General features: G+C 59.2%; 15 protein-coding genes and 2 tRNA genes. 6 read left to right on the forward strand and 11 right to left on the reverse strand.

The window, feature by feature from the left end; genetic code table 11:
* Positions 1–2 precede the first annotated feature (2 nt).
* Positions 3–1,058: a histidinol-phosphate transaminase gene (hisC, locus tag HDE72_RS16855; protein WP_183743003.1), complete on the reverse strand. Its 1,056-nt coding sequence runs from the start codon at positions 1,056–1,058 to the stop codon at positions 3–5.
* Positions 1,059–1,123: 65 nt separating this feature from the next.
* Entirely contained in the window at positions 1,124–1,489 is a 366-nt protein-coding gene (locus HDE72_RS16860; protein WP_183743005.1) for a winged helix-turn-helix transcriptional regulator, read from the reverse strand.
* A gap of 121 nt (positions 1,490–1,610) precedes the next feature.
* On the opposite strand from HDE72_RS16860, the gene HDE72_RS16865 reads away from it, so the two are divergent.
* Together HDE72_RS16865 and HDE72_RS16870 are read left to right on the forward strand one after the other, a co-directional pair.
* Positions 1,611–2,360 carry an SDR family NAD(P)-dependent oxidoreductase gene (locus HDE72_RS16865; protein ID WP_183743007.1) on the forward strand — a complete coding sequence of 250 codons (750 nt, stop codon included), beginning with the start codon at positions 1,611–1,613 and terminating at the stop codon, positions 2,358–2,360.
* A gap of 325 nt (positions 2,361–2,685) precedes the next feature.
* Positions 2,686–3,492: a hypothetical protein gene (locus HDE72_RS16870; RefSeq protein ID WP_183743009.1), complete on the forward strand. Its 807-nt coding sequence runs from the start codon at positions 2,686–2,688 to the stop codon at positions 3,490–3,492.
* Between the two features lie 150 nt (positions 3,493–3,642).
* Here HDE72_RS16870 and HDE72_RS16875 read toward each other — a convergent pair.
* The 4 genes from HDE72_RS16875 to HDE72_RS16890 form a co-directional block, all read right to left on the reverse strand.
* Positions 3,643–3,732: transfer RNA gene (locus HDE72_RS16875), tRNA-Ser, on the reverse strand.
* 289 nt (positions 3,733–4,021) lie between these two features.
* A tRNA-Ser gene (locus HDE72_RS16880) sits at positions 4,022–4,111 on the reverse strand.
* 86 nt (positions 4,112–4,197) lie between these two features.
* A complete protein-coding gene (gene serS, locus HDE72_RS16885; protein ID WP_183743011.1) occupies positions 4,198–5,487 on the reverse strand; it encodes a serine--tRNA ligase in 1,290 nt (429 codons plus the stop codon).
* 138 nt (positions 5,488–5,625) lie between these two features.
* A complete protein-coding gene (locus tag HDE72_RS16890; RefSeq protein WP_183743013.1) occupies positions 5,626–5,829 on the reverse strand; it encodes a hypothetical protein in 204 nt (67 codons plus the stop codon).
* Positions 5,830–6,070: 241 nt separating this feature from the next.
* Here HDE72_RS16890 and HDE72_RS16895 point away from each other — a divergent pair, with 241 nt between their 5' ends.
* Entirely contained in the window at positions 6,071–6,808 is a 738-nt protein-coding gene (locus tag HDE72_RS16895; RefSeq protein ID WP_183743015.1) for an NAD-dependent epimerase/dehydratase family protein, read from the forward strand.
* A gap of 2 nt (positions 6,809–6,810) precedes the next feature.
* On the opposite strand, the gene HDE72_RS16900 is transcribed toward HDE72_RS16895, so the two are convergent.
* From HDE72_RS16900 to HDE72_RS16910, 3 genes are all read right to left on the reverse strand, one after another.
* Entirely contained in the window at positions 6,811–8,118 is a 1,308-nt protein-coding gene (locus HDE72_RS16900) for a replication-associated recombination protein A (RefSeq protein WP_183743160.1), read from the reverse strand.
* Between the two features lie 69 nt (positions 8,119–8,187).
* Positions 8,188–8,826, reverse strand: coding sequence for an outer membrane lipoprotein chaperone LolA (gene lolA, locus HDE72_RS16905; protein WP_183743017.1), 639 nt, complete (start codon positions 8,824–8,826; stop codon positions 8,188–8,190).
* Positions 8,827–8,850: 24 nt separating this feature from the next.
* Complete coding sequence (locus HDE72_RS16910) at positions 8,851–11,205, reverse strand: DNA translocase FtsK (RefSeq protein WP_183743020.1); 2,355 nt, start codon at positions 11,203–11,205, stop codon at positions 8,851–8,853.
* 239 nt (positions 11,206–11,444) lie between these two features.
* Between HDE72_RS16910 and trxB the strand changes: the two genes are divergently transcribed.
* From trxB to HDE72_RS16925, 3 genes are all read left to right on the forward strand, one after another.
* Complete coding sequence (gene trxB, locus HDE72_RS16915) at positions 11,445–12,398, forward strand: thioredoxin-disulfide reductase (protein WP_183743022.1); 954 nt, start codon at positions 11,445–11,447, stop codon at positions 12,396–12,398.
* A 7-nt stretch (positions 12,399–12,405) separates the two neighbouring features.
* Complete coding sequence (locus HDE72_RS16920; protein ID WP_183743024.1) at positions 12,406–13,080, forward strand: Smr/MutS family protein; 675 nt, start codon at positions 12,406–12,408, stop codon at positions 13,078–13,080.
* 116 nt (positions 13,081–13,196) lie between these two features.
* On the forward strand, positions 13,197–13,823 hold the full coding sequence (locus tag HDE72_RS16925) for a trimeric intracellular cation channel family protein (RefSeq protein WP_183676936.1): 627 nt from the start codon (positions 13,197–13,199) through the stop codon (positions 13,821–13,823).
* A 16-nt stretch (positions 13,824–13,839) separates the two neighbouring features.
* Here HDE72_RS16925 and HDE72_RS16930 read toward each other — a convergent pair whose 3' ends face one another.
* Together HDE72_RS16930 and HDE72_RS16935 are read right to left on the reverse strand one after the other, a co-directional pair.
* Positions 13,840–14,178, reverse strand: a complete 339-nt coding sequence (locus HDE72_RS16930) for a P-II family nitrogen regulator (protein ID WP_183676935.1) — start codon at positions 14,176–14,178, stop codon at positions 13,840–13,842.
* A gap of 45 nt (positions 14,179–14,223) precedes the next feature.
* Complete coding sequence (locus tag HDE72_RS16935; protein WP_183743026.1) at positions 14,224–15,840, reverse strand: NAD+ synthase; 1,617 nt, start codon at positions 15,838–15,840, stop codon at positions 14,224–14,226.
* Positions 15,841–15,944 lie beyond the last annotated feature (104 nt).

Genomic DNA, 15,944 nt, shown 5'->3' on the forward strand with positions numbered 1-15,944 from the left:
ACTTACATCAATTCGCGCAAAGCCCGCACCAGGGCCGCGCATTCATCCGGACTGCCGATGCTGATACGCAGAAACTGGCTGATGCGCGGCGCGTTGAAGTGGCGCACGATCACGGAACGCGCGCGCAGGCCTGCCGCCAGTTGCGCCGCATCATGCTGCGGATGGCGGGCAAAAATAAAGTTGGCCTGCGATGGCAAGACCTCGAAGCCCAGGCTGGCCAGTTCCAACGCCAGCTGTTCCCGGCTGTCGATCACGGCCTGGCGCATCTGCTGGAAATACGTTTCGTCGCGGAAGGACGCCACGGCGCCGGCCAGCGACAAGCGGTCCAGCGGATAGGAGTTGAAACTGTTCTTGACCCGCTCCAGCGCCTCGATCAAGTCGGGATGACCGAGCGCAAAACCCACGCGCAAACCGGCCAGCGAACGCGATTTCGACAGGGTCTGCACCACCAGCAAGTTCGGATACGCAGCGATCAGGGCGACGGCGCTGGCGCCGCCGAAATCCACATAGGCTTCGTCAACGACAACCACCGCCTCGGGATGGGCCTGCAAGATGCTCTCCACGCCAGCCAGGCCCAGGCCGATGCCAGTGGGCGCGTTTGGATTCGGAAAGATGATGGCGCCGCACGGCCCGGCATAATCCTCGGGACGCAAACGCAGCTGCTCGTCGAGCGGCACGGTGCGGTAATCGATGCCATACAGCTTGCAATACACGGGATAAAAACTGTAGCTGATGTCTGGAAACAGCAGCGGCGCGTCGTGCTTGAGCAAGGCCATGAACACCAGCGCCAGCACTTCATCGGAACCATTGCCGACAAACACTTCCGCGCTGCTGACACCGTGATACTCGGCCAGCGTTTGCTTGAGCTCGCTGGCGGAAGGATCAGGATACAGCCGCAAGGTGTCGGCCGCCGCAGCGCGCAACGCGGCCAGCACCTGTGGCGACGGGCCGTAGGGATTCTCATTGGTATTGAGTTTCACCAGGCCGGGCAGTTTCGGCTGCTCGCCTGGCACATAGGGGGTAAGGCCGCTTACCACGGCACTCCAGTATCGGCTCATTGCACGCTTATCGTCGGGAAGTTGGGACAGTAGAACGGGATCAGATTACCATAGTGCCGGCAGGATCAAGCCAGCCCGGCATCACGCGTGGTTTGCCGCCGCACGGTGATGCGCTCCACTTCCTGCATGTTTTCGGTGCCCCATACACACAGCGGCGCCAGCGCCCTGGCCAGCGAGCGCCCAAACGGCGTGAGCGAATATTCCACCTTGGGTGGTATCTCCTGGAAATCGATACGCTCGACCACTTCATCGAGCTGCAATTCCTTCAATTGCTGGATCAGTACCTTGTCGCTGACACGCCCCACGGCGCGCCGCAGTTCGCCATAACGATGCACACCGTGCGCCAGATGAAACAGTATCAAGGGTTTCCATTTTCCGCCCAGGATCACCAGCGCCGCATCGAGACCGCAGTTAAACGTTATTTTTGTCATTCCCACTCCATCAGCATATTGAGCGCCCTATTCAGCATAGGCACTTACCAAAAGGTGCATACTATACTTTTTATTTGTTCAGGTCTATGCTGGCCTCCTTCATTCATTCAGGAGTCAGACCATGTTGAGGTTAAACGGAAAAATTGCATTGATTACAGGTGGCAGCAGCGGTATCGGCCTGGCCGCCGCCAAACGCTTTGCCGCCGAGGGCGCAGAAGTCGTCATCGTCGGCCGGCGCCAGGAAGAACTGGACAAGGCGCTGACAGCGATCGGCCATGGCGCCATCGCCATCCAGGGCGACGTCGCCCAAATCGCTGAGCTGGACCGCGTGTACGCCACGGTAAACAGCATCAAGGGACGCATCGACATCCTGTTCGCCAATGCAGGGCTGGGCGACGTGCAAGCCCTGGGCGCCATCAGCGAGGCTTCGTTCGACCATATCTTCAGCGTGAACGTCAAGGGCACCCTGTTCACCGTACAAAAAGCATTGCCGCTGATGACGGCTGGCGGCGCCATTATCCTGACCGGCTCGACGACCGGCTCCATGGGCTCGCCCGCCTTCAGCGTCTACAGCGCCTCCAAGGCTGCGGTGCGCAATCTGGCCAGAAGCTGGGCTTTGGATTTGAAGGGCACGGGCATCCGCGTCAACGTGTTGTCGCCGGGGCCGACCGCCACGCCGGGCTTGCTCAATGGCCTGGCCCGCTCCGGCCAGCAAGACGCCTTGATAGCGGGACTGGTCGCAGGCGTGCCACTGGGACGCATGGGAGGGGCCGACGAAATCGCCGCCGCCGCCCTCTTCCTCGCCTCCGACGACAGCAGCTTCATGACCGGCGGTGAAGTGTTCGCCGACGGCGGCTACGCGCAAGTCTGACATCCAGGCAGCACAGGACCGGACAGCCGCCTTCCGGCTGTCACTTACGTACAGAGAAAGCGGTAATGAACAACCATTCCCGTCAAGAACAGCAGCAAGTGATACGCCTCTGGCCTGACAGCGCCCCCGGCGGCCTGCCCGGCGGACATGGCTTCGGCATGGCTGATGGCAAGCGAGGGCCTTGCTTAGGCAGCGGGCGAAGATAAAGCTGGCTCAGATTGCCATCGTGCTGAGCGGGGTCAAGGCCGGCGCCGGCGCAAGGACTAGCTTGATAGAGCGAGAGCTAATGCGCTGTCCTGGCCCGGGAGGAAGCATCATGAGAAGCATGCATAAGGTGAACCAGTTAGCCGCAGCTTCCGGCACCTCGGCGCAACAGGCACGACGCCGCAAGGTCCATGCCTGGCTGCGTGTGACGGCAAGTTTGAGCGAACAGATCGTGACTGAATTAAGGACGGCAGCAGAGCAACCATCGATTGATGTCCTGCGCGCCATGACGCTGGCAGAGCGCCTGGCGGCGACTAGCCGCTTCATGCACGATACCTTCGGGACAGTGTTTGACAGCCTGGAGAAAAGCGAGGACGATCAAGATAGCGAGGAGGATACTGTCATGGGTGATCAAGACAGCATATTGGCAAAAGATATGGCGAGTGTGAGGCTTGATGTCGCTGGCTTGAAGGTGGATGTAGTTGAGGTGAAGAATGATCTGTCCGTCATGAAAGAGGATATCTCTGAGCTGAAATCGGATGTTGTGGGGTTGAAGGTGGATGTTTCGGGGTTGAAGGTGGATGTTTCGGGGTTGAAGGTGGATGTTGCGGAGTTGAAATCGGATGTTTCGGAGCTGAAGGCGGATGTTGCGGAGCTGAAGACGGATGTTGCGGAGCTGAAATCGGACGTTGCTGAGTTGAAGGCGGATGTAGTTGGATTAAAAGTGGACGTGACTGAATTAAAGTTCGATGTTAGACACTTGAAAATTGATGTGAACAGCCTTCAACTGGATGTGGCGGTGATACGGTCTAACTATGCGAGCAAGTCTGATGTGGCGGAAGCGAAGTCGGCTGTGATCTTGTCGTGTGTGGGAACGATGATTGCTTTGTCAGGGGTGGCGTTTGCGGTGGCGAAACTGGTGCATTGATTGGGGTGGCTTTTAAAGCTTGAATGGAGGAAAAAACGCCTTGCGCTGCGCGCTTTGGGCGGTTTTTCTACCTGGAGGAAGCGCCAACTGATTTTTTATGTTTTTGCAGAAATGAAAAAAGCTCCCATCAGGGAGCTTCTTTACTTGTTTTGGCGGAGAGGGTGGGATTCGAACCCACGGTACGATTTAACGTACGCTTGATTTCGAGTCAAGTACATTCGACCACTCTGCCACCTCTCCTTTACTGCGTGCTGCGGTCTTCGCTTAAATGGACGGTGCCGTTTGAACGAGGCGCTATTCTAGCATGGGGGATGTTGCTTTGGGTAGGGGTTTGGTGGTGATTTTGACTCTGATTAATTGCGCTTTTAAAAGCGCAAACCTGAATGGGCGATTCGGAGAGCCCTGCGCAAATATGCGCAGGGCTTCGAACTCGGCCGCCTTGGCGCCCCGCACGCCCCGCAGGGGGCGTGCTCCTCTGCGCCGGCACAAATAAAAGAAGCTCCCTCGCGGGAGCTTCTTTTATTTGTTCTGGCGGAGAGGGTGGGATTCGAACCCACGGTACGATTTAACGTACGCTTGATTTCGAGTCAAGTACATTCGACCACTCTGCCACCTCTCCATTTGCTGCGGTCTTTTCTCACATCGCTGCGAGAAGGCAAGATTATAGCAGCCCGCAGAAAAAAAGAAAGTAACTTTTTATACCTTTTACGCTTTCAGATGCGTCAGGCCGCCCATGTAAGGACGCAGCACTGGCGGGATCTCTACGCTGCCGTCGGCTTGCTGGTAGTTTTCCAGCACGGCTACCAGGGTGCGACCGACTGCCAGGCCGGAGCCGTTCAGGGTGTGGGCCAGTTCCGGTTTGCCGGCGGCGTTGCGGAAGCGCGCTTGCATGCGGCGGGACTGGAAGGCTTCGCAGTTCGACAGCGAGGAGATTTCGCGGTAGGTATTTTGCGCTGGCAGCCAGACTTCCAGGTCGAAGGTCTTGGTGGCGGCAAAGCCCATGTCGCCCGTGCACAGCGACATCACGCGGTATGGCAGGCCCAGGCGTTGCAAAATGACTTCGGCGTGGCCGACCATTTCTTCCAGCACGGCGTACGAGGTGTCGGGATGCACCACTTGCACCATCTCGACCTTGTCGAACTGGTGCTGGCGTATCATGCCGCGCGTGTCGCGGCCATAGCTGCCTGCTTCCGAGCGGAAGCATGGCGTGTGGGCCGTCATTTTCAGGGGCAACTGGTCCAGCGCCAGGATTTCATCGCGGGCGATATTGGTCAGCGTCACTTCCGAGGTCGGGATCAGGTAGAAGGTTTCGCCCTCGCCTTCCGCGCCGCCTTTTTTCACCGAGAACAAATCGGCTTCAAATTTCGGCAACTGGCTCGTGCCGCGCAGCGAGTCGGCATTGACCATATACGGTGTGTAGCATTCCGTGTAGCCATGCTCGTCGGCATGCGTATTGAGCATGAATTGCGCCAGCGCGCGGTGCAGACGGGCGATGCCGCCCTTCATGACGGAGAAGCGCGAACCGGTCAGCTTGGTGGCCACTTCGAAATCGAGGCCCAGCGGAGCACCCACGTCGACGTGATCCTTGACTTCGAAGTCGAAGCTGCGTGGCGTGCCAACCTTGCGTACTTCCACGTTACCCGTTTCATCCGCACCCACCGGCACCGATTCGTGCGGCAGGTTGGGCAGGGCCATGGTGAAGTCGCTCAGCTTGGCTTGCAGCACGGTCAATGCCGCTTCATCGGCTTTCAGCTCATCGCCCAGGCCGGCAACTTGCGCCATCACGGCCGAGGTATCTTCGCCCTTGCCTTTCAACATGCCGATTTGCTTGGACAGCGCGTTGCGCTTGCCCTGCAGTTCTTCGGTGCGGGTCTGGATCGCCTTGCGCTCTGCTTCGAGGGCGTTGAAACCGTCTACATCGAGCTGGAATTTACGCGTCGCCAGACGAGCTGCAACGGTAGCGATGTCTTTACGGAGAAGTTGAATATCTATCATGGGTGGGTGTCGGTGCCGATGTATCGAAAACACCATTGTACCAAGACACGACCACATGTTTTAGGAGTTTTGCGCCGGCCCGGCCATCGTCATGGCAGCGGCATACAGGCACTCCTGAGAGTCTTGCTACCCGAACAATCAGATCAGGGCAGCTTTTTCAGCGGCGCTCAGGCGGCGGGCGCTGACGGTCACGACCGGCATCTGGACGTCTGCCGCCTTGGCGATCACCGCCGACGTTGCACTCACTTCCAGCGTATTGGCATGGGCTGTGACGAAGCTGGCGCCGATGGCGATCACGGCGGCGGCGACAAAGGCGATTTCGATGTTTTTCAGTGCGTTCATGGTGTGGCTCCTGGTTATTTGCGTCGTTGAGTGCTGCTGCGAATGTTGCTGGTATGGTGCTACTTTAGCCAGCGCACAGGCACAACACCACCGGATTGCGACCAGCGGCGAAAAACACGGAGCGAACGGTAAAAATGGGGCACTGGAACGAAAACAGCCATTGAGGCACAGCTATTCCATTTCATCGAGCGAGAATCTATGCTATGGCTGTCTGGCTATCTCTCACCACAACAAGGAACACATGACTCAAACACCACTACGCGTTCTCGTCACGGGCGCCGCCGGCGTCATCGGCAGCGTTTTCTGGCAGAGCCGGCACGGGGAGTTTTCCCTGCGCCTGGCCGACCTGCACACAGGCAAGCTAGCTGAAGCGCCCTGCCCGGTGGTCTCGTTGGATGTCGGCGATTACGCTGCCTGCCTGGCCGCCTGCGCCGGCATCGACGTGGTGCTGCACCTGGCCGGCATCCCCCACGCCAGCGCCGATTTCGACACGCAGTTGCTGCAGCCCAATATTATCGGCACGCACAACATCTTCCGCGCGGCGCAGGCGCAAGGCGTCAAGCGGGTGGTGTTTGCCAGCAGCGCGCAAGCCATCGAAGGCTATCCGCTCGATGTGCAAGTGCAGGAAAACATGCCAGCGCGGCCGGCGAATATGTATGGCGCCAGCAAGGCCTTCGGCGAAGGCGTGGCCTCGGCCTTCGCCCATCAGTTCGGCATCACGACGATAGCCGTGCGCATCGCCAATGTGGCGCGCTTTGAGCAAGGTCAACAGCACAGCGCACGCGACATTGCCGCCTTCATCAGCGAACGCGACGTAGTGCAACTGCTGGCCCGCTGCGTGGCGGCGGACGTGCCGCCCGGCTACCACGTGGTGCACGGCGTATCGGACAACCGCTATAAACGACTGTCGATAGCAGCGACGCGCCAGCTGGTAGGCTACGCGCCGCAGGACGACGGCTTTATCTTGCTGGGTTTGTAGCCTCAGCCTTTTCCGGCTTTCCGGTCCAGTTCACGCAGCCACGCCAGCTTGTCGGCGATCTTGCTTTCCAGGCCACGCGGCACGGGCTGGTACCAGCCCGGTTCCGCCATGCCGTCCGGGAAGTAGGTTTCGCCAGCCGCATACGCATCGGGTTCATCGTGCGCGTAGCGGTAGGCGTGGCCATAGCCCAGCTCCTTCATCAGCTTGGTCGGCGCATTGCGCAAGTGCACCGGCACTTCCTTGGACTTGTCTTTCTTGACGAACGCCATGGCCGTATTAAAAGCGTTGTAGCCGGCATTGCTTTTCGCGGCGATCGCCAGGTAAATCACGGCTTGGCCCAGCGCCAGCTCGCCTTCCGGCGAACCCAGGCGTTCATAGGTTTCGGCTGCATCATTGGCCATGGTCAAGGCGCGCGGGTCGGCCAGGCCGATATCCTCCCAGGCCATGCGCACGATGCGGCGCGACAGATAGCGCGGGTCGGCGCCGCCATCGATCATGCGGCAAAACCAGTACAGGGCCGCGTCCGGGTTCGAGCCGCGCACGGATTTATGCAGGGCCGAGATCTGGTCATAAAAATTGTCGCCGCCCTTGTCGAAGCGGCGCGAGTTCAACGTCAGTGCATTGTCGACGAATGCCGCATCGATCTGGGTCGTGCCGGTCGAGCTGGCGGCCGTATCGGCTTGTTCCAGCAAATTGAGGAAACGCCGCGCATCGCCATCCGCGTAGCCGATCAGGGTATCGGTGGCGGCCTCGTCAAAATGCAGATGCTGCAAGGCGGTGCTTTGCGCCTTGGCCAGCAACTGCTGCATTTCCTCTTCATTGAGCGACTTGAGCACATACACTTGCGCGCGCGACAGCAAGGCCGAATTCACTTCAAAGCTGGGGTTTTCGGTGGTCGCACCGATAAACGTCACCAGGCCCGATTCCACAAACGGCAGCAAGGCGTCCTGCTGCGATTTGTTGAAGCGGTGGATTTCATCGACAAACAGCAAAGTGTGCTTGCCGAACTGGTCCAGGCTGTGGCGGGCCTGATCCATGGCTGCGCGGATATCTTTCACGCCGGCAAACACGGCTGACAGGGCAATGAATTCGCTGTCAAAAGCGTTTGCCATCAGGCGCGCCAGGGTGGTCTTGCCCACGCCGGGCGGGCCCCACAGGATCATGGAATGGGCTTTACCCGCCTCGAAGGCCAGGCGCAGCGGCTTGCCGACGCCCAGCAAATGCGTCTGGCCGATGACTTCGGTCAGGGTTTTCGGCCGCAAGGCCTCGGCCAGCGGCTGGCGTGGTTCGGTGGAAAAGAGATCCGCCATCATGGTTACCGGGTAAGAAAACAAAGGCCCCGCACAGTGCGAGGCCGGTCAAAAACAAGTGTGATGAACTTAGTTATTAATCACATCGGCGCCCTTGGGCACGACGAATTTGAAATGGTCGGCTGGCAGGTTCGGGTTCTTCTGGAAATTCTTGAACGCCAATACCGAGGTCTGACCAAACGAGTCGCGCAACTCCATCGCTTCGGGCACGCCATTGCGCAGGCCGATGCTGATTTCATCAAAGGTCGTGTCCTTGGCCTTCGGCGTCGCCTTCAGCCATTCCAGGCCATCGCGCGTGCCCGCTTCGGCCAGGGTGAAATTCTTTTCCAGGTCATTGCTGCCAAACAAGATGGCGGCCGGCGAAGAGCCCAGCGCGTCGCCCAGTTTCTTGATCGTCACCTGGCTCAAGTCCTTGTCGTAAATATACAGCTGCGTGCCATCGGCTTGCAGCAATTGTTCGTAGGGCTTGGTGTACATCCAGATGAACTTGCCTGGACGGGCAAATTCAAACGTGCCGCTGGCGGGCGTCGATACCTTCGTTTTCGAGTCTGCCTTCTTGACCTGGTGCTGGGTGAACTCGCCCCTGGCCGACTTGGTGCCGGCGGCAAAGGTCTTGAATTGTTCGAGCGCGCTGGCCGAGGCGCTGGCGGCGAACAGCAGACTGGCCGCGCCTATCATCATTTTTGCTGCAAAAGTCGTATTCTTCATTCTTCTTATCCTTCTTGTTGACACTTATTCTGCACTGGCCGCCGGCACCAGGATTTCCCGGTTGCCGTTCGATTGCATGGTAGATACCACCCCGCTCTGCTCCATCTGCTCCAGCAGACGGGCGGCGCGGTTGTAGCCGATACGTAAATGACGTTGCACCAGCGAAATCGAAGCGCGGCGGTTTTTCAGCACCACCGCCACCGCCTGGTCGTACAGGGCATCGGCCTCGCCGCCGCCCTCGCCCGGCACGCCGCCTTCGGCGCTCTCGCCTTCTACCGTGCCGCCTTCGAGGATGCCCTCGATGTAATTCGGTTCACCCTGCAACTTCAAATGACTGACCACGCGATGCACTTCATCATCGGACACAAAAGCGCCGTGCACGCGCATCGGCAAGCCGGTTCCCGGCGGCATGTACAACATGTCGCCCATGCCCAGCAGCGCTTCCGCCCCCATCTGGTCCAGAATCGTGCGCGAATCGATCTTCGACGATACCTGGAAGGCGATACGGGTAGGAATGTTCGCCTTGATCAAGCCCGTGATCACGTCTACAGATGGGCGCTGCGTGGCCAGAATCAAGTGCAAACCAGCCGCGCGGGCCTTTTGGGCGATACGCGCGATCAATTCTTCGACTTTTTTGCCCACCACCATCATCAGGTCGGCCAGCTCATCGATGATGATGACGATGGTCGGCAGTTTTTCCAGCGGTTCCGGCGAATCCGGCGTCAGGCTGAACGGATTCGGAATATGCTCTTCGCGCTTGGCCGCATCAGCGATCTTGGCGTTATAGCCGGCCAGGTTACGCACGCCCAGCTTGCTCATCAGCTTGTAGCGCTTTTCCATCTCGTTCACGGCCCAGTTCAGCGCGTGGCCAGCCTGACGCATATCGGTCACCACCGGCGCCAGCAAGTGCGGTATGCCTTCGTAGACCGACATTTCCAGCATCTTCGGATCGATCAGGATCAATCGCACGTCGTTCGGGTCGGACTTGTACAGCAGCGACAAAATGGTGGCATTGATACCCACTGATTTACCGGAACCGGTGGTGCCGGCCACCAGCAAGTGAGGCATCTTGGCCAGGTCGGCCACCACGGGTTTACCGGCAATATCCTTGCCCAGCGCAATCGTCAGGCTTGATACGCCGTCGTTGTAGACCTTGGAGCCCAGGATTTCCGTCAGGCGCACGATCTGGCGCTTGGCGTTCGGCAACTCCAGCGCCATATAGTTCTTGCCTGGTATGGTTTCCACTACGCGGATGGAGGTCAGCGACAAGGAACGGGCCAGGTCGCGCGCCAGACCCACGATCTGGCTACCCTTGACGCCGGTGGCCGGTTCGATTTCATAACGCGTCACCACCGGGCCGGGGTAAGCGGCCACTACCTTGGCATCGACGCCAAAGTCCGACAATTTCTTTTCGATCAGGCGGCTGGTGAACTCCAGCGTTTCCACCGAGACCGTTTCCACTACCGGCGGCGCTTCATCGAGCAGCGACAAGGGCGGCAGCTTGCCATCGCCCAGGTTTTCAAACAAGGTCGCCTGGCGTTCTTTTTCCACCCGCTCCGATTTGACCACGGTAACCACTTGCGGTTCAATTTTGACCGGTGGCGCAGCCACATGTTTTTCTACATGTTTGGCGCGCTCGATCACCACTGCTTCATCGCGGCGCACGGCAGCGACTTCGCCATGACGGCGGTCTTCGCGGTCCTGGTAGCGCAGCACGAACCAGGTGATGCCGTCTTCGATGGCGGCGCCTATGCGCTCGGCCACTTGCAACCATGAAACATGGAAGAACAGGGAAAAGCCCAGCGCGAACAGCAGCAACAGCAGCAAGGTGGCGCCCGTAAAGCCAAAACCCTCATACGAAGCATGGCCGATCAGCTGGCCCAGCACGCCGCCCTGCTGGCGCGGCAGCTGTATATGCAGGTTTTTCGCCATGCGCAGCCATTCCAGGCCCATGCTGCCGATCAGCATGATGGTAAAGCCGACGATGCGTATCAGCATCTCGACATGGTGCTCGCGCTCGGGCTCCTCCTGTTCCAGCAAGAAACGCGTGCTCAGGCGGCGATAACCATGCCAGACCGTGCGCAGCAGCCAGACGCACCACCACCAGGCGGAAAAACCAAAGATATATAACAGCAGGTCGGACAGGTTCGCGCCCAGCTTGCCGCCCAGGTTGGCGACCTTGCCAATCGAGGTGGCGTGCGACCAGCCAGGGTCAAGCTTGTTGAAGCTGGCCAGTATCAGCACAAAGTAGAGGGCGAAGGCGGCCAGGGCGAACCAGCGCGCCTCGGACAACAGCCGCACCAGCCGGTTCGGCAAGGGCCGGCGTTCGACCGGTTTACGGGTGTAGCTATTCTGGGTGGCCTGGGCTGGTTTAGTCATTCTGGGAAGCGCTGCAAGGTGATAGTTATTGCTAAAAGAATGTTTCTGAAAGGGAATTTCCCATAATAAGGAAGTATTCTAAGCCATATATGACAAGGAAGGCCCCACGATTCGTCGCCAGTAGCGGCTTGGTCTATAATCTCTGATCCATGCATAGCTTGCGCAAGCGCAATACTCATCTTGTTCTTGGCGCGTATGCCCCCAACTCAGATACATCTCACTTATTAAGAAGCCTCATTATGACGACGACCAAACACGCCCGCGTATTGATCCTTGGCTCCGGCCCTGCCGGCTACAGCGCTGCAGTGTATGCCGCGCGCGCCAACCTGAACCCGATGCTGGTGACCGGCGTGGAACAAGGCGGCCAGTTGATGACCACCACCGATGTGGAAAACTGGCCAGGCGACCCGATGGGCGTGCAAGGCCCGGAACTGATGCAGCGTTTGCTGCAGCACGCGGAACGTTTCAATACCGAAATCGTGTTCGATCACATCCACACCACGTTCCTGAATGAAAAGCCGATCCGCCTGAAAGGCGACAGCCACGAATACACCTGCGACACGCTGATCATCGCCACGGGTGCATCCGCGCAATACCTGGGCCTGCCATCGGAAGCCGAATTCATGGGCCGCGGCGTGTCCGCCTGCGCCACCTGCGATGGTTTCTTCTACCGCAACCAGGAAGTGGCCGTGGTCGGCGGCGGCAATACGGCTGTCGAAGAAGCGCTGTATTTGTCGAACATCGCCAATAAAGTCACCCTGATCCACCGCCGCGACAAGTTCCGCGCCGAAGCCATCCTGATCGACCGCCTGAACGCCAAGGTTGCCGAAGGCAAGATCGTGTTGAAATACAACCACACGCTGGATGAAGTGACGGGCAATGAAGGCGGCGTGACGGGCTTGAACATCAAGTCCACCATCGACGGCACGGTTGAAGCCTTGAACGTGCACGGCGTGTTCATCGCCATCGGCCACAAGCCGAACACCGGCATCTTCGACGGCCAGCTGGACATGCACAACGGCTACATCAAGACGAAAACCGGCCTGGAAGGCATGGCCACCGCCACCAGCGTGCCGGGCGTATTTGCCGCCGGCGACGTGCAGGACCATATCTACCGCCAGGCCATCACCAGCGCCGGTACGGGTTGCATGGCAGCACTGGACGCCCAGCGCTACCTGGAAGGCCAGGAGTAATCGCCGCATGGCGTCGATGAAAGACTTTGCCGACCTGAAAACCGTGAGCAAGCAGCTCAAGGAACAGGCCGAGACGCGCGCGGCCGCCGAAGCCGAGCGGACCAAGCGGGTGCAGGTGCAGGCGGTGGAAAGCAATCTGTTCAAGGCCAGCATCGGCGGCGTCAAGCGTTTGCCCGAGTCGGACCGCTACGTGCCCAGCCTGCCCAAGGCTGGCGCGATGGCGGCGCAACAGCCGGCGCGCAAGCTGACACAGGCAGAAGATGACGCAGCCGTGCTGCGCGAATCGCTGTCGGACCTGTTTGAAGTCGACCATTACCTGGAAAACGATCCGGCCCTCAATTATGCGGCGCCCGGCATCGGTCCTGACGTGGTGAAAAAGATGCGCAAGGGCCATTGGCCCATCCAGGATGAAATCGACCTGCACGGCTTGCGCCGCGATGAAGCGCGCGACGGCATCGGCGCTTTCCTGACGGCCGCCACGCGGCGCAAGCTGCGCTGCGTGCGCGTGATCCACGGCAAGGGTTTTGGCTCGAAAGGCCAGGAACCGGTATTGAAGGCTATGGTGCACAGCTGGCTGGTGCAAAAGACGGAAGTGATCGCCTTTTGCCAGGCACGCCGCTCCGAAGGGGGCGATGGCGCGCTGATGGTCTTGCTGGCGTCTGCCCTGCAGCCGGTACGCTGACTATCGAAGATTTGCAGCATCCATCATTTGTCACACTGTCACGGCCCCGTTTGTCACTATTCGGGGCCGTGTCATGTTAACCTGTGGCTATTATTTCTTGCTCAAACGCACATCCCATGATGCCACCCCAATTACCGCCTGGTTCGCTGATCAAGCTGATCGAGATCATCGCTATCCTGGTGGGCGCCTTTTCCGGTTTTATCGAGGCGCGGCGCAAGCGCATGGACCTGGTGGGCGTGTTCGTGGTGGCCTTCATCACGGCATTCGGCGGCGGCACCCTGCGCGACATCCTGCTCGACAAGCGGCCCCTGTTCTGGGTGGCGCACCAGGAATATGCCATCCTGATCTTTGTGCTGGCCCTGACCGCCGCACCGCTGATACAGCACTTGCGCCAGATCGTTTCGGAACGGCTGATCGTGATTGCCGACGCGATTGGCCTGGGCATGTTTGCGATTGCCGGCGTGGCCGAAGCGATACGCGCCGGCATGCCGATTTTCATCGCCTCGATGATGGGCGTGATTACAGGGATTTTCGGTGGGGTAATGCGCGACATCGTCTGCAACGAAGTGCCGATGGTGTTTAGAGACGGCAAACCGTATGCGATCTGCGCCTTCATCGGCTGCTGGGCCTATCTGCTGCAAAAGCATTTCGGCGTGGCCCACGATACCGCCCTGTGGACCAGCGCAGGCGGCATCACCATCATGCGCCTGGTCAGCTGGAAGTTTGACATGCGGCTGCGCTGAACTGCAGCCATTGTCATTAAACTGCGTCGGGACCAGTCTCGCCCGTGCGGATACGGATCACCTGCTCCACATTGCGCACGAAAATCTTGCCATCGCCAATCTTGCCCGTGCGCGCAGCCTTGATGATGGCGTCCACCACCTGTTCCGACACGCCATCGTCGACCACCACTTCCACTTTGACTTTCGGCAGGAAGTCGACCACGTACTCGGCGCCACGGTACAGCTCGGTATGACCTTTCTGACGGCCAAAACCCTTCACTTCCGTCACGGTCAGGCCCGTCACGTTCACATCGGCCAGGGCCTCGCGTACTTCGTCGAGCTTGAATGGTTTGATGATGGCGGTAATCTGTTTCATGGCTACTCCTTAAAATTGATAACTTGTTTGACAGATAGTTCGTGATTATTCGTAAAACCTTGACGTAATCGGGTAACGCCAGTCGCGGCCAAAACCACGGTGCGTGACGCGGATGCCCACCGGCGACTGGCGCCGCTTGTATTCGTTAATCTTGATCAAACGCGTGATGCGGGCCACGTCGGCTGGCGGAAAGCCTGCTTCGATGATGTCGGCGATGGGCCGGTTTTCTTCCATGTACAGTTGCATGATGCCATCGAGTATTTCGTACGGCGGCAAGGAATCCTGGTCCAGCTGGTCGGCGCGCAACTCAGCCGAAGGGCCGCGTGTCAGGATGCGCTCGGGGATCACGTTCGACACACTGTTGCGCCAGGCGCACAAACGGTAGACCAGGGTCTTGGCAATATCCTTGATCACCGCAAAACCACCGGCCATGTCGCCATACAGGGTGCAATAACCGACCGCCATCTCGCTCTTGTTGCCGGTCGTCAACACGATACTGCCGTGCTTGTTCGACAAGGCCATCAGCAAGGTACCGCGGATGCGCGCCTGGATATTTTCTTCCGTCGCGTCTTCTGCCAGGCCAGCGAACTCGGTCGCCAGGGTGGCACGGAAGGCATCAAAAGTTTGCTTGATTGGAATTTCATCGTAGCGCACATCGAGCCGTTTTACCATGTCGCGCGAATCGATCCATGAAATATCGGCCGTGAATTGCGAGGGCATCATCACGGCGCGCACCTTGTCGGCGCCCAGCGCATCGACCGCAATCGCCAGCGTCAAGGCGGAATCGACGCCGCCCGACATGCCGATCAGCACGCCCGGGAAACCGTTCTTGCCTATATAGTCGCGCACGCCCAGCACCAGCGCCTGATAGACCTGGGCTTCCAGCGGCAAGGGCGCAGCCAAGGCTTGCGGCACTGGGGTGGCGCCGTCGAACTCGACGATCTGCAAGTCTTCCTCGAAATGGCGCAGCTGCGCGCAAATTTTGCCGGCCGCATCCATGACGAAGGAATCGCCATCGAAAATCAGCTCATCCTGGCCACCGACCAGGTTGGCATACACCAGCGCCATGCCCTGCGCGCAGACATTCTGGCGCATGGTGTCATAGCGCAGGTGCTGCTTGTTCATGTGGTACGGCGAGCCGTTCGGCACCAGCAGCACTTGCGCGCCGGCCTCGCGGGCGCGCATGGGCGCGTGTCCAAACCAGGTGTCTTCGCAGATATTGAGGCCAAAACGCACGCCCTTCACGGCAAACACGAACGCCTGGTCGGACGAGGTGAAATAACGCTTTTCATCGAACACGGTGGTATTGGGCAAATCATGCTTGCGGTACGTGCCCAGCACTTCGCCATTGAGCAGCACGGAGGCGGCGTTATGGCGCACGCCGTTCTCATCTTGCAGCGGCAAGCCCACCACCACGTGCAAATCCTTGAACTGGGCCAGGTCGGCAGCGAGCTCGGCAAACGTTTGCCGCGTTTTTGCGTAGAATGCATTGCGCAGCAATAAGTCCTCGGGCGGATAGCCGACCAGCGACAGTTCCGGCGTCAGCACGATATCGGCGCCAGCTGCATGCGCGCGGCGGGAAAGGTCGAAGATCTTGGCGCGGTTGCCGGCCAGATCGCCGACCGTACTATTCATTTGAGCAATTGCGACTTTGACTGTCATGATGATGGATATTTCGTTCTATTTAACAAAGACGGGGCCAAGTTTCGCCCCGGGGTGCGCAGGCCGACGCCGGCGACCCGAAAAGTGATGAATGCAAGCACAAA

It is taken from the genome of Janthinobacterium saanense, assembly GCF_014200675.1.
Classification (GTDB): Bacteria; Pseudomonadota; Gammaproteobacteria; order Burkholderiales; family Burkholderiaceae_D; genus Janthinobacterium.